Below are 12,463 nucleotides of genomic sequence, written 5' to 3' on the forward strand. Positions count from 1 at the left end.
GCTACTCTTCCTCGTCGTAGTGCCATTGTGCCGGATCGCTGATGAAGACCGCGCCGCCCGCCGGCGGTGGCTCCTCGCCGGTTTGCGGCGCCGGCACCGGGACGGGTGCCGGCTCAGCGACCGGCGCAGCCTCAGCGGCGGCGGGGAGCACTTCAGTCTGCCCGGAGTGCACCGGCGGCGGGCTTGATGATGCAACGGGGTCGACGGGCGTAGCCGGCGTATCGGCCGGCAAAATCGGACCCTCCCTCACAAACACGATCGCCGGGTGCTCCACTGGTGGAGTCGCCGTCGGGGCTTCGCCGGGGGCTTCGGCGGGGGTTTCAGCGGGGGTCTCAGCAATCGCGTCGGCGGGCACCGAGGTGAACTCGGTATCAATCACTGTTTCGGCCGGGCTTGCAGGCGCTTCCGGCACACCCGGTTCGGATTCAGCCAGTACGGGCATGTCCGATGGGGTTTCCGATGGGTTTGCTGATGGGGGTTCCGATAGGGTTTCCGATTGAGGCTCCGCCGCTTCGGGCGCCGGGCTCAGCGCAACGGCGCTTTGCGGTGGGGCCGGTTGCAGCTCTTGCAGGCGGTTGCTGACGGCGGCGAAGAAGCGCCGGTAGAAGGCCGCGTCTGCAATGGTGTCTTCGGACACTTTGACCAGCGAATCGGCGCTCTGGCCGATGGGCAGGGAAATCGACCCCACTGCACTGACGCCGACACTGGCGGAACTGCTGCTTTTCTTCAGGGCATAGGTGGTCAACAGGCCGGTGGCGAACACCGTGCTGCCGGTGGCCTCGGGCAGGCAGACAATGTTCATCTCGATAAAGGTGTTGGGGCTATCGTCCCGCTGCACCGCCTTGCGCGCCTTGAAGCTTTCGCTGCTCACCGAATCCGGCAGGTAGCCCTGCCCCAACAACACCCGGCGGGCGCTTTCGCAGGCGGGCGCAACGCCGCTGTCAACGCGCATCTTGTAGGGGCTGTCGCTGGCGAAGTGCTCGTCGCTGTACACCGCCGGCTGGCTGCTGCAGGCAGCCAGCAAGGCCACCCATGCGATGAGCAAAGGAATGTAGGTTCTATAGTTCATAACGGTACGTGGTAGCGGCCTTTGCCAGCGATAAAGGCTGGCAGTGTGTGGACGCAGGCTGGTGTTCGAATCCCTGGCTCCGACGATGACTCCAACAATAGCCGACTGGACATTGGGCCTAGTATAAAGCGTGTACAGGCCGCGGCTGGTAAAACCTGCGACGAATAGTACCAAATTCACGCCGCCGCCCGGCAGCCATCCAAGCCCTGCCGGGGCACAGAAAACGCCCTGTCCCAGGGTCTTTACACTTCAGGGTCTTTAAACTTCAGGGGCTTTACGCTTCAGGGGCTCAACGCCCGAAGGCTCAGGGCCGGCCCAGCAGTATCACGTCGGCGCCGACCAGCACCAGTTGCGCGCCCTGCTGTGCCGCCCACCAGCGCCAGGTGGTGGCGCTGAAGAAGCACACATGAGTGGGGTCGTTCTTGTAGTGCCAGCCGGCGAAGGCTTCACGATTACGCACCAGCTTGGTCATCACCCCCAGCCAGCCGCCGGGGCGCAGGCATTGCCAAAGCCGCTCCAGCTCGGCCCCGGGCCGGTGCAGGTGCTCCACCACTTCGGTGGCGCAGATGAAGTCGTATTCGCCTTGCAGGGCGGCGCCGTTAGGGTAGTAGAACGGGTCGTACAGGGCCACGCGGTGGCCCGCCTCCTCCAGCATGGCGGCCAGGGCAGGGCCTGGGCCGCAGCCGAAATCCAGGCCCCGGGCAGCCGGCGGCAGGCGCTCCCGCAGTGGTTGCGCCAGGCGCGACAGGAATCGCCGGTAGAGCGGGTCGTCCACCTGGTTGTCGTGCAGGTCGTACTCGGCTTTCTCCGCTTCGCGATCCAGGTGGAATGCCGGCGGCACAAACACCAGCGCGCAGCGGGCGCAGCGCAGGTAGGGCCGGCGCCGGTCCTGGTAGAAGGTTTCTGTCGCCGCGCTATCGCAAAGTGGGCAGTGCAGGGTTTCGCTCATCTGCTATGCTTGCCGGCGTTCCATGACAACAACCTCACGCAAGGAGCCACACCATGACTATCAAGGCCGGTGACACCATCCCCGCTGCAACGCTGAAAACCATGGGCGCCGAAGGCCCCGTGGACATCACCACGGACGAGATCTTCAAGGGCAAGAAAGTCCTGCTGTTCGCCGTGCCCGGCGCCTTCACCCCGGGCTGTTCCAAGGCCCACCTGCCCGGCTACGTGGTGAACGCCGACAAGATCAAGGCCAAAGGCGTGGACACCATCGCCTGCATGGCGGTGAACGACGCCTTTGTAATGGACGCCTGGGGCAAGGCCCAGAACGCCGAGGAGCTGCTGATGCTGGGCGATGGCAACGGTGACTTCACCGCCGCCCTGGGGCTGGAACTGGACGGCACCGGCTTTGGCCTGGGCAAGCGCAGCCAGCGCTTTGCCATGCTGGTGGAAGACGGCACCATCACCCACCTCAACGTGGAGCCGGGCCCCGGCATCGACGTCAGCTCCGCCGAAACCATGATGGCCCTGCTGTAAGGCCATTACGCGCTGGCGGGCACCAGCTCCACCCGGCCCGCCAGCCGCTCCCGATCCGCATCGGTGGCCGGCTTGCCGGTTTCGTAGTAATACATCAGCCCCGCCAGTACCCGGGTTAGCTCCGCCTCCAGGGGCTGACGCGCCGCGATCTCCCCCAGCCAGCTGCCCAGCGCGCCGAAGGGCATTTCCACCACTATCGCCAGGGTGACCCGGGTGGCCTTATCGGTCAGGGCCTCCATGTGGTAGCGAAACTCCGCCCGCTTGAAGGGCGCCATCGGCTCGTCGCCCTTGTGCAGGCGAATCACAAAGCCCTCGCCCTCGTCCCAGGCGATGACGGTTTCCTCCAGGTAGTTGCTGCCGCTCTGGTAGACCTTGCGCGAGGCCCCCACCCCGGAAGTGTTGGGCGTGGTGATTTCGGTGGCGGTCAGGCCCGGCACGTAGTGGTGGGCCACCGACAGGTCGCGCATGCGCTGCCAGGCGGCGGTGTGGGGCACCTCCACCTCGCCGCTGACCACCACTTCAATGGGTTTGCCCGGGCGCATGGCGGCAACCGCCATCACCACCACCAGGGCCAGCAGGATCCACAGGACCCACTTCAGTACTTTAGGCATTGGCATACTCCCGACGCACCAGGGCCGAGGCCCCGATGGAAAACAGACAATAAGCAAGGAAAAACCAGAAGCCCGGCTCCAGCCGCGCTTCCATCATCAGCAGGTCGCCCATCTGACCGGAGGCGGCGCCCGCCATGTAGGCCACCAGCAGGGCCATCACAAACACATCGGTCATGGACCACTTGCTGAGGGCCGCATTCACAGCCAGCAGGGGCTGGCGCAGCTCACTGCCCAGCGGGGCCAGGGCAAAAGCCTGCAGCAGCAGCTTGAACACCGGTATCACCAGGCTGAACAGCACAATCAGCAGGGCCACCAGCAGGTTGCCGGTGCCGGCCAGCTCGTTCACCGTGCCCCAGATGGAGCGGGTGCTGTGGTACACCTCCACCTCGCCCTCGATCTGGTCCAGGCCCAGAAAGCGGGAAAAGGCGCTGAGCATGTTGCGGCTCTGGTCATCGGCCCCGTCGGCTCCATCGCCGCCGGCCAGTAGGTCAATGCCGAGGTTGGCAAGGTCGGATTTTTCGATACTGCCGCTTAAGGTCAGCACCGGCTGGGTCACGCCGGGGTACAGCAGGGCGATGGATACTGCCATCAGCAGCAGGGCGACAAGGCCGCGGGATCGGGTCATGGCTCCTCCTCAGTGTGGGGGCATGATACCGAAATGCCGCCGGCGGGGAAGTGCCGGCGGCGGCAGGTGCGCAGGGCCCGGCTTACATGGCCGCCGGGTCAAAGTTGGAATAGAACTGTGAATACCACTTGCGGAACTTGGCGATGGGGCCGTCGCCGTCGCACAGCACCGGCAGGGGGCGGTAGATTTTGTGCTCCCAGATGGGCTTGTCCTCTTCCAGCTGGCCGACGATGTTGGCGATGATGGCATCGTTCACGCCGCCGCTTTTCACCTCGCCGTTTACCTTGGGCTGGGTGAAGGCAAAGCGCACGATCACGTTTTCCTCGTCGATGGGTGTGGTCAGGCCCATCAGGAAGGTGTCGGCAATGCCCTCGAACTTGGTAAAGCCCTGGCCAGGGCCCTGGGAGCCGGTGTGAATGGCGCCGTCCACCTCTCCCCGCGGGGTGGGCATTTTGGCGCGCTGGATGCCACGGGAGGTGGGGCCATCGTAGGTGGTTTCCCACTCGGGCATGCTGGCGGTGCGGTGCACAAACAGGAAGTGAGCCGGGTCGGCGGCGTTTTCCGCCATCTCCTGGGGGTGGGTGGTCAGGTGCCACTCGTAGCGCTTCAGGGGCGCCCAGTCGTCGCTGTTGGCCTCTTCATGCTCGATCACTTCCCACAGGGGGGCGACGCCGTCCGGGTGGTACCAGGCCCACACCGCCTGGTTCACCTCCACCGTGGGGAAGGCCTTCAGGCACTGCTTGCCCTGCACCTTGGGCGGCATGTTGCGGGCGTAGGGCACCTCGGTACACTCGCCGGCGCCGTTGAACTTCCAGGCGTGGAAGGGGCAGACAATGGATTCGCCCTCGATGCGCCCGCCGCGCTCGCTATTTTCGTGGATACCGTGGCCCAGGTGGGCGCCGAGGTGAGGGCAGTAGGCTTCCAGCAGCCTGGGCTGGCCGGACTCGGTGCGAAACAGCACCAGCTCCTGGCCAAAGTATTTCACCGCGCGGGATTCACCCACCGCCAGCTCGTCGGAATAACACACCACGTACCAGCCGTGGGGGATGGGCATGGGATAGCGTTTGCTCATGGCAGCGACCCTTTCTATATCAATGATTTTTGTAGGGTTATAGCCTAGCGCCACCAGCGCCACAAACAATGACGGAATCAGTCAGCACAACTGGCCGTAGCAATCAGGCCAGCAGCAGGTAGCAGGCGGTGCTGATCACCGCCACCCCCAGGAAATTGAGGGCCAGCCCCTCCCGCGCCATGCGCGCGGTGCTGATCAGGCCGCTGCCATACACCACCGAATTGGGCGCGGTGGCCACGGGCAGCATAAAGGCGCAACTGGCGCTCATGGCCGCCGGCACCATCAACAGCATGGGCTCCACGCCCGCCGCCAGGGCCGCCGCCGCCAACACCGGCATCAGCAGGGTGGTGCTGGCGGTGTTGGAGGTGGCCTCCGTCATGAAGGTCACCAGCAGGCAGATAAGCACCATCAGCAGCCAGGGGCTGAGGTCGGTAAAGCCCGCCAGCCACTGGCCCAATTCGGCGCTGAGGCCCGAGGCCACAAAACCGCGGGCCAGGCAGATACCGCCGGAAAACAGCAGCAGCACGCCCCAGGGAATACTGGCGGCGCGCTCCCAGGTGAGCAGTTTGGCGCCTTTGCCATCGGGAATAACAAACATCAGCACCACCGCCAGCAGGGCCACCGAGGCATCGTTGGCGCTGGGCACATCCAGCCAGGTCCGCCAGCCGCCAAAGGGCTCGGCCCGGGTCATCCAGGCCAGGGCGGTCAGGCCGAACACCAGCAGCACCCGTTTTTCCTCGGTGCGCCAGGCGCCCACCGCCGGCAGCTCCACCTGCAGCGTTGCCCCCATGCCCCGAGTCAGCACCAGCGCCATCAGCGGCACCATCACCACCACCACCGGCACGCCCCAGCTCATCCACTGGCTGAAGGTGACAATCTGGCCGGTCACTTCGGTATACACCTGCATAAAGATGAGATTGGGCGGCGTGCCAATGGGCGTGCCGAGCCCACCGACGCTGGCGGCGTAGGCCACCCCCAGCAGCAGCGGCACCGCCAGCCGCTCGCGCTGGCGGGCGCCCTCCAGCACCGCCAGCGCCACCGGCAGCAGCATCAGGGTAGTGGCGGTGTTGGAAATCCACATGCTGAGGCTGGCGGCCGCCACCATAAAACCGAGCACCAGGCGGCGCCCGCTGTGGGCGCCAAACAGGCGCACCATGCCAAGGGCAATGCGGCGGTGGGCACCGGAGTGCTCCATCGCCTTGGACAGCAAAAAGCCCCCGAGCAGCAGCAGAATCATGGGCGAGCCGTAGGCCTGGCCCACCTCCGCCGGGGTCAGCACCCCCAGCAGGGGCAGCAGGGCCAGCGGCAGCAGCGAGGTCACCGGAATGGGCACCGGCTCGAACACCCACCAGATCACGCACCACAGGGCCACCAGAGAAACTATGGCCATGTCCGTGCTGTAGCCTGCGCGCAGCAGCAGCCAGGCCAGCAGGGCCGCCAGCAGCGGGCCCGCCGGCAGCGTCAGCCGGTGAAGCAGCGCCGGGGTCATTGTGCGAGGGTCATCGGGCAGATATCACACGCAGGGGCATTGCGCGGGTGTCACAAAGCCGGCTCCAGCGGCATCTTCACCAGCCGGTCGCCCGTGTAGGAGCCGACATAGACCGCATCCCCCACCTGCACCGCCACCGTGCCAGCCCCCATCGGCACACCCTCGTGCCGCAGCAATTCGCGCCGGGCAAGGGTGTCCGGGTCGATCTCCACCACCGCATAGGGCAGCAGGCTGGGCGTGCCGTGGGGCAGGTTGAGGCTGTCGAACAGCTGCATCAGCGAGCCGTACTGGCTGGCCACCAGCAGCTTGCCCTCGGCGTTCCAGCTGGCGTTGTCGGGTTTGGACACTGACACCTCGCCGAGCAGCTCGCCGCCGCTCAGGCTGTACTTGGCCACCTTGTTGCCGAGGTACATATTGACGAAGAAGCTGTCGCCGTCCGGGGCGAGAATGATGCCGTTGGGCAGGCGCCCCTCGGTGTGCGCCAGGGCGCGAAAGCCCGCCTGCGCCTGCCAGTGGTACACCACGCCATTGTTGATGCCGATCACCGCCAGGAACAGCTCCCACAACGGCGACTCGGTGGAGGACATGCGGGTGACCAGAAAGCCGCCGTCAGGCAGGCCGGCGACATCGTTGAGGCTGGCATCCCCCGGCGCCTCGGCGCAGCCGCGCCAGGCCACCCGGGGGCCGTCGGGCCCTGGCAACCACTCGAAGAATTCCACGGATTCGCGGCCGCCATGGTTCACCACCAGCAGCTGCCAGCGGCCGTCGGCGCGCTGGCTGAGGTCGATGCCGTGGGCCAGCAGGGTCGCCGGCGGGCGGCTGCAGCTGGCATCACCCCACTGGGGCGCGTCTGCGTCGCTCTCGCGATAGAGGGGGCGCACACTGTGGTCACCAGTATCGAGCAGGAACAGCCCGCCGGGCTCGTGCATCTGGCCAAACACCAGGCCCTCGTCGCCGGGGGAAGTAACGATATCCTCCGGCGCACTGAGTCCGCACACGGGCTCGATGCCGGCGCGGCTTTCGCAGGGCGTGGGCGCAGGCTGCGCCGCCTGCGTCACTGGGGCAGCTGAGGTCAGCAGCATTAGAACAAGGCTCAATCCGGGGATAATTCTTATCATGGTCCCTCCATTCCACGGCGCCGCCTATCCTGTCCCAGGCGCTGGCCGCTGTAAACCCCGGGGCTAGTGGCCCTGTGCCCGAAGCAGTACACTGGCCAGCGTCATGAACACCATTACCCGCAACCTCCCGGAGGCGCGCTTTCCGGGCCAGCTGGTCGACCGCTTCCAGCGCCGTGTCGACTACCTGCGGCTGTCGGTGACTGACCGCTGTGACTTCCGCTGTGTGTACTGCATGGCGGAGGACATGACCTTCCTCCCCCGGCGGGAGGTGCTGAGCCTGGAAGAGCTGTTTGAAGTGGCCAGGGTGTTCACCGAGCTCGGCGTTGGCAAGATTCGCCTCACCGGCGGCGAGCCGCTAGTGCGCCGCGGCATTGTGGATCTGGTGCAGCGCCTGGGCCAGCTCAGCGGCCTGCGGGAGCTGGCCCTGACCACCAACGGCTCCCAGCTCGCCAAACTGGCCCCGGCCCTGCGCGAGGCGGGGGTAACCAGCGTGAATATCAGCCTGGACACCCTCAACCCCACGCGCTTTCGTGAACTCACCCGCACTGGCGACCTCGATACCGTGCAGCGCGGCATTGAAGCGGCGGTGGCCGCGGGCTTCAGGCGCATCAAGCTCAACGCGGTCATCCTGCGCGGGCGCAACGACGACGAAGTGCTGACCCTGGTGCGCTACGCCCGCGGGCTGGGTATCGACATCGCCTTTATCGAGGAAATGCCCCTCGGCCAGATTATCGAGCACGACCGCAGCCTGAGCCTGGCAGACAGCGACAGCCTGCGCCGGCAGATTGACGCCGTCTTCCCCCTCAGCAGCGAGGGCGACCCCCGCGGCAGCGCCGGCCCGGCGCGCTACTTTCGCATGCACGACAGCCCCAGCCGGGTGGGCTTTATCTCACCCCACAGCAACAACTTCTGCCACCTGTGCAACCGCGTGCGCCTGACCGTGTCCGGGCGCCTGCTGCTGTGCCTTGGCAACGAGCACTCGGTGGATTTGCGCGCCGTGCTGCGCCAGCAGGGTTATCGCAGCGAACACCTGGCGGCGGCCATCATTGCCGCCATGGACATCAAGCCCGAACGCCATCACTTCGGCGAGGACGGGGCTACCGAGATTGTCCGCTTCATGAACATGACCGGCGGCTGAGCAGCCGCAGTAAGGAAGCACTTTGCACACCCAGGACTTTCCCCAGCTCGCATCCATCGAGCGCATTGAGCAGGGCTTTGAGGCCCTGGGCTATATCTGCAGCACCAAGATCGCCACCGCCGTCTTTCTCGCCTTCCAGTTGCGCAAGCCCGTGCTGGTGGAGGGGCCGCCCGGGGTTGGCAAAACCGAGCTGGCCAAAACCTGCTCGGAGCTGCTGTCGGTGCCCCTGATCCGCCTGCAGTGCTACGAGGGCCTGGACGAAGCCAAGGCCTTGTACGAATGGAAGTACGGCAAACAGTTGCTGTACACCCAGGTGCTGAAGGAAAAGCTCGGCGACCTGCTGCACGGCGCCAAGGGCCTGGCGGAGTCGGTGGAGCGACTGCACCAGTTTGGCGACATTTTCTATTCCGAGGACTTTCTGGAACCGCGCCCCCTGCTGAAGGCCATGCAGCAGGAGCGCGGCGCCATTTTGCTGATCGACGAGGTGGACAAGTCCGACTACGAGTTTGAGTCCCTGCTGCTGGAGATTCTCTCGGACTACCAGGTGTCCATCCCCGAGATTGGCACCGTGAAGGCCGACGTGTCGCCCATGGTCTTCCTCACCAGCAACAACAGTCGCGACATCTCCGACGCCCTCAAGCGCCGCTGCCTGCACCTGTACATCCCCTTCCCCAGCGTGGAGCTGGAAGAGCGCATTGTGCGCAGCAGAGTGCCCGACATCGACGCCACCCTGCGCCACCAGCTGGTGGCCTTTGTGCACAGCCTGCGCGAGCTGGACCTGAAAAAAGCCCCGGCCATTTCCGAGACCCTCGACTGGGCCCGCAGCCTGTTGCTGCTGCACGCCAGTGAACTCGACACAGCACTGGTGCGCTCCACCCTGAACGTGCTGCTGAAGTTCGAGGACGACATCAACAACGCCGAGTCCGGCCTCGACGAACTGCTGCGCGGCGCAGGCAGCGCCGGCTGAACCGATGCAGGCCGCCCTCACCGGCTTTATCCAGCTGCTGCGCAGCCACGATTTGCGGGTATCGCCGGCGGAAACCCTGGACGCCATGGCCGTAGCCAGCGCCCTGGGCTACGCCGACCGGGGCCGCCTGCGCGACGGGCTGGCCCTGAGCCTGGCAAAAAGCGCCCGGGAAGAGGCCATTCTGCTGCGTTGCTTCGACCAGTATTTTGGCCGCGAACTGGTGGGCGAAAAGCCCGCTGCCGCCGACCCTGCCGCCGACCCCGCGACCACCGGACAAGAAGCGCCAGCGTCGGCCGACGAAGACGCCCGCCTGCTTGCCGAGGGCGCAGCGGAGTTTGCGGCGCTGGCCGAAGCCCTGCAAACCCCGCTTCTGCAACAGCTTCTGGCGGATGATCGCACCGAGCTGTCGCTATCGCTCGGCCAGGCTGGCGCCGCCACCGGCCTTGGCAACATCCGCATGTTCACCCAGAAGGGGCAATACACCCGGCGCATGCTGGACGCCCTGGGGGAGGAGACCCTGCGCCGGGCGGTGGTGGAGCTGGAGCAGGCGGGCAGCCCCCTGCTGGAGCTGCTCAAGGGCTATCGCGACCGCCTGCGGGATGAAGTGCGCGGCTATGTTGAACAGCAATACCTGCTGAACGCCGAGGGCCACAACCGGCAGTTCATGGATGACATCCTCAGCCGCACCCGCCTCAACCAGCTGGAACAGCGCTACATGGACGAGGTGCGCGAGCTGGTGCGCAAGATGGCGCGTAAACTTGCCGCCCGCCACTCCCGCAAGCCCAAAGTCCACAAGCGCGGCCAGCTCGACATGGGCCGCACCCTGCGCCGGGGCATTGCCCACGACGGGGTGATGTTCCACACCCACTGGCGCAAGGTGCGCCGCGACAAGCCGCAGATTCTCGCCCTGTGCGACGTGTCCGGTTCGGTGGCCGCCTACGCCAAGTTCCTGCTGCTGTTCCTGTACAGCCTGCAGGATGTGCTGCCCCGTGTGCGCAGCTTCGCATTTTCAAGCCATCTGGGTGAAATCAGCGAACTTTTCCGGGATTATCCGGTGGAGAAAGCCATTGAGCTGGCCAACTGGCGCTACGGCGGCGCCACCGATTACGGCCGCAGCCTGGAAGATTTTGCCGAGCTGGCGCTGGGCGACATCAACAGCAGCACCACGGTGATCATCCTCGGGGATGCGCGCAATAACGGCGGCGACCCGAAGCTGGAGATCATGCAGGGCATTTACCAGCGCGCGCGCCGGGTGCTGTGGCTGAACCCGGAATCGCGCCGGGCCTGGGGCAGCGGCGACTCGGACATGCTGCGCTACCAGAGCGCCTGCCACGTGGCCGCCGAGTGCAACAACCTGCAACAACTTGAACGGATCATCGACCAGCTACTGCGACAAAACCACTGACAAGAAGAACAACCGATGGCCTATCTCTGTAGGGATTGCAGCTACCGCGGCAAGAAGGGAGGCAGCGGCGGCGCCTGCCCCGCCTGCGGTTCATTCAACATGACCCTGGCCGGCGCGGCGCCACCGGAGCGCCAGGTGGACAGCGGCAACAGCGCCCGGCGCATCCGGCTGCTGATTGGCCTGTGGGTGCTGTTTTTCGCCCTGCTTGCGCAGAAGCTGCTGGAATAGGCGCGGCGCGCCCGTCCCTCCCTGTCCTGCAACCTGCCCTGCAACCCGCCCCTCAATAGGGGCTGGTGTCGTCGTCGCCCAGCCCTTCCAGGCTCAGCTCCACCGGCGCGCTGCCCTGCTGCATGCGCGCTTCCTTCGCCCACTTGATTTTGAGCCGCACGTTGTTGGGCGAGTCGGCATTGCGCAGGGCCTCTTCCTCGCTGATCAGACCTTCCACGTAAAGCTCCAGCAGGGCCGCGTCGAAGGTTTTCATGCCGATGTTCTCGGACTTCTCCATCACCTCCTTGATGCCGTCGATCTGCCCCTTGAGGATCAAATCCGCCACCATCGGCGTTCCCAGCAGAATCTCGATGGCAGCGCAGCGCTTGCCGTCCACCGTCGGAATCAGACGCTGGGACACAAAGGCCTGCAGGTTGAGGGACAAATCCATCAGCAACTGCGCCCGGCGCTCTTCGGGAAAGAAGTTGATGATGCGATCCAGCGCCTGGTTGGCGTTGTTGGCGTGCAGGGTGGACAGGCACAGGTGGCCGGTTTCTGCGAAGGCGATGGCGTGCTCCATGGTTTCGCGGTCGCGGATTTCACCGATCAGTATCACATCCGGCGCCTGGCGCAGGGTGTTCTTCAGGGCGTTGTGCCAGCTGCGGGTATCCACCCCCACCTCGCGCTGGTTGACGATGCACTTCTTGTGCTTGTGCACGTATTCCACCGGGTCTTCGATGGTGACGATGTGGCCGGAGCTGTTGCTGTTGCGATAGTCCAGCAGGGCCGCCAGCGAGGTGGACTTGCCAGAGCCGGTGGCACCAACAAACAGCACCAGGCCGCGCTTGCGCATGATGACTTCCGGCAGGATGGGCGGCAGGCGCAGCTGCTCCCAGTTGGGAATTTCCGCCACGATGTTGCGCGCCACGATGGCCACCTCGTTGCGCTGCACAAAGATATTGACCCGGAAGCGCCCGTAGCCGGGAATGGACGTGGCCAGGTTCATTTCCAGTTCCTGTTCGAACTCGGCGCGCTGGGTGTCGTCCATCAGCCCGTTGGCAATCTCCTTGATTTCGCCGGGCTTGAGAATGTCGCTGCCAATTGGGCGCAGGGCCCCTTCAAACTTGGCGCAGGGCGGGGCTCCGGTGCTGAGATAAAGATCCGACCCGTTCTTGTTCGCCAGTAGTTTCAACCACTCGGTAATCCGCTCCACGACCTGCCCTGCCCCCTTGTGCGCACGCTGCCTGGCGCGCGCTATTGTCATTTTGTGTGGGCCGCGC

At 65.5% G+C, this 12,463-nt stretch carries 13 protein-coding genes; 5 read left to right on the forward strand and 8 right to left on the reverse strand.

The genetic code is table 11. The features are described from left to right. Window position 1 precedes the first annotated feature (1 nt). Both DDZ17_RS14335 and DDZ17_RS14340 read right to left on the reverse strand, forming a co-directional pair. A complete protein-coding gene (locus tag DDZ17_RS14335; protein WP_116367635.1) occupies window positions 2-1,069 on the reverse strand; it encodes a DUF2242 domain-containing protein in 1,068 nt (355 codons plus the stop codon). A gap of 304 nt (window positions 1,070-1,373) precedes the next feature. Next, window positions 1,374-2,018, reverse strand: a complete 645-nt coding sequence (locus DDZ17_RS14340) for a class I SAM-dependent methyltransferase (protein ID WP_206613551.1) — start codon at window positions 2,016-2,018, stop codon at window positions 1,374-1,376. A gap of 53 nt (window positions 2,019-2,071) precedes the next feature. Here DDZ17_RS14340 and DDZ17_RS14345 point away from each other — a divergent pair, with 53 nt between their 5' ends. Further along, the gene (locus DDZ17_RS14345; protein ID WP_116367636.1) at window positions 2,072-2,551 is read left to right on the forward strand and encodes a peroxiredoxin; all 480 of its coding nucleotides are present in this window, start codon (window positions 2,072-2,074) and stop codon (window positions 2,549-2,551) included. A 5-nt stretch (window positions 2,552-2,556) separates the two neighbouring features. Here the strand turns inward: DDZ17_RS14345 and DDZ17_RS14350 are convergent, their stop codons facing one another. The 5 genes from DDZ17_RS14350 to DDZ17_RS14370 all read right to left on the reverse strand — a co-directional run bounded on the left by DDZ17_RS14350 (window position 2,557) and on the right by DDZ17_RS14370 (window position 7,466). Continuing rightward, on the reverse strand, window positions 2,557-3,162 hold the full coding sequence (locus DDZ17_RS14350) for an SRPBCC family protein (RefSeq protein ID WP_157976653.1): 606 nt from the start codon (window positions 3,160-3,162) through the stop codon (window positions 2,557-2,559). Next, window positions 3,155-3,787: a paraquat-inducible protein A gene (locus DDZ17_RS14355; protein WP_116367638.1), complete on the reverse strand. Its 633-nt coding sequence runs from the start codon at window positions 3,785-3,787 to the stop codon at window positions 3,155-3,157. The genes DDZ17_RS14350 and DDZ17_RS14355 overlap by 8 nt, the downstream gene beginning before the upstream one ends. Before the next feature lie 82 nt (window positions 3,788-3,869). Beyond that, complete coding sequence (locus tag DDZ17_RS14360; protein WP_116367639.1) at window positions 3,870-4,859, reverse strand: aromatic ring-hydroxylating oxygenase subunit alpha; 990 nt, start codon at window positions 4,857-4,859, stop codon at window positions 3,870-3,872. A gap of 103 nt (window positions 4,860-4,962) precedes the next feature. Further along, complete coding sequence (locus tag DDZ17_RS14365) at window positions 4,963-6,348, reverse strand: SLC13 family permease (RefSeq protein ID WP_116367640.1); 1,386 nt, start codon at window positions 6,346-6,348, stop codon at window positions 4,963-4,965. A 50-nt stretch (window positions 6,349-6,398) separates the two neighbouring features. Beyond that, a complete protein-coding gene (locus tag DDZ17_RS14370; protein WP_157976654.1) occupies window positions 6,399-7,466 on the reverse strand; it encodes an SMP-30/gluconolactonase/LRE family protein in 1,068 nt (355 codons plus the stop codon). Window positions 7,467-7,569: 103 nt separating this feature from the next. Here DDZ17_RS14370 and moaA point away from each other — a divergent pair, with 103 nt between their 5' ends. From moaA to DDZ17_RS14390, 4 genes are read left to right on the forward strand one after another with little or no spacing between them, the layout of a single operon-like run. Continuing rightward, the gene (gene moaA / locus DDZ17_RS14375; RefSeq protein WP_116367642.1) at window positions 7,570-8,604 is read left to right on the forward strand and encodes a GTP 3',8-cyclase MoaA; all 1,035 of its coding nucleotides are present in this window, start codon (window positions 7,570-7,572) and stop codon (window positions 8,602-8,604) included. A gap of 22 nt (window positions 8,605-8,626) precedes the next feature. After that, entirely contained in the window at window positions 8,627-9,571 is a 945-nt protein-coding gene (locus DDZ17_RS14380; protein WP_116367643.1) for an AAA family ATPase, read from the forward strand. 4 nt (window positions 9,572-9,575) lie between these two features. Continuing rightward, entirely contained in the window at window positions 9,576-10,976 is a 1,401-nt protein-coding gene (locus DDZ17_RS14385) for a vWA domain-containing protein (protein ID WP_116367644.1), read from the forward strand. A gap of 15 nt (window positions 10,977-10,991) precedes the next feature. Beyond that, entirely contained in the window at window positions 10,992-11,204 is a 213-nt protein-coding gene (locus DDZ17_RS14390; RefSeq protein ID WP_116367645.1) for a hypothetical protein, read from the forward strand. Between the two features lie 52 nt (window positions 11,205-11,256). On the opposite strand, the gene DDZ17_RS14395 is transcribed toward DDZ17_RS14390, so the two are convergent. Beyond that, window positions 11,257-12,447, reverse strand: a complete 1,191-nt coding sequence (locus DDZ17_RS14395) for a PilT/PilU family type 4a pilus ATPase (protein ID WP_116367646.1) — start codon at window positions 12,445-12,447, stop codon at window positions 11,257-11,259. Window positions 12,448-12,463: the final 16 nt, after the last annotated feature.

The sequence above is a fragment of the Parahaliea mediterranea genome (assembly GCF_003402235.1).
GTDB lineage: Bacteria > Pseudomonadota > Gammaproteobacteria > Pseudomonadales > Halieaceae > Parahaliea > Parahaliea mediterranea.

What these genes read in the sequence shown, in the direction of transcription:
- DDZ17_RS14335 (WP_116367635.1), bottom strand. Translation starts at nt 1,069, where the DNA reads ATGAACTATAGAACCTACATTCCTTTGCTCATCGCATGGGTGGCCTTG.
- DDZ17_RS14340 (WP_206613551.1), bottom strand. Translation starts at nt 2,018, where the DNA reads ATGAGCGAAACCCTGCACTGCCCACTTTGCGATAGCGCGGCGACAGAA.
- DDZ17_RS14345 (WP_116367636.1), top strand. Translation starts at nt 2,072, where the DNA reads ATGACTATCAAGGCCGGTGACACCATCCCCGCTGCAACGCTGAAAACC.
- DDZ17_RS14350 (WP_157976653.1), bottom strand. Translation starts at nt 3,162, where the DNA reads ATGCCTAAAGTACTGAAGTGGGTCCTGTGGATCCTGCTGGCCCTGGTG.
- DDZ17_RS14355 (WP_116367638.1), bottom strand. Translation starts at nt 3,787, where the DNA reads ATGACCCGATCCCGCGGCCTTGTCGCCCTGCTGCTGATGGCAGTATCC.
- DDZ17_RS14360 (WP_116367639.1), bottom strand. Translation starts at nt 4,859, where the DNA reads ATGAGCAAACGCTATCCCATGCCCATCCCCCACGGCTGGTACGTGGTG.
- DDZ17_RS14365 (WP_116367640.1), bottom strand. Translation starts at nt 6,348, where the DNA reads ATGACCCCGGCGCTGCTTCACCGGCTGACGCTGCCGGCGGGCCCGCTG.
- DDZ17_RS14370 (WP_157976654.1), bottom strand. Translation starts at nt 7,466, where the DNA reads ATGATAAGAATTATCCCCGGATTGAGCCTTGTTCTAATGCTGCTGACC.
- moaA (WP_116367642.1), top strand. Translation starts at nt 7,570, where the DNA reads ATGAACACCATTACCCGCAACCTCCCGGAGGCGCGCTTTCCGGGCCAG.
- DDZ17_RS14385 (WP_116367644.1), top strand. Translation starts at nt 9,576, where the DNA reads ATGCAGGCCGCCCTCACCGGCTTTATCCAGCTGCTGCGCAGCCACGAT.
- DDZ17_RS14390 (WP_116367645.1), top strand. Translation starts at nt 10,992, where the DNA reads ATGGCCTATCTCTGTAGGGATTGCAGCTACCGCGGCAAGAAGGGAGGC.
- DDZ17_RS14395 (WP_116367646.1), bottom strand. Translation starts at nt 12,447, where the DNA reads ATGACAATAGCGCGCGCCAGGCAGCGTGCGCACAAGGGGGCAGGGCAG.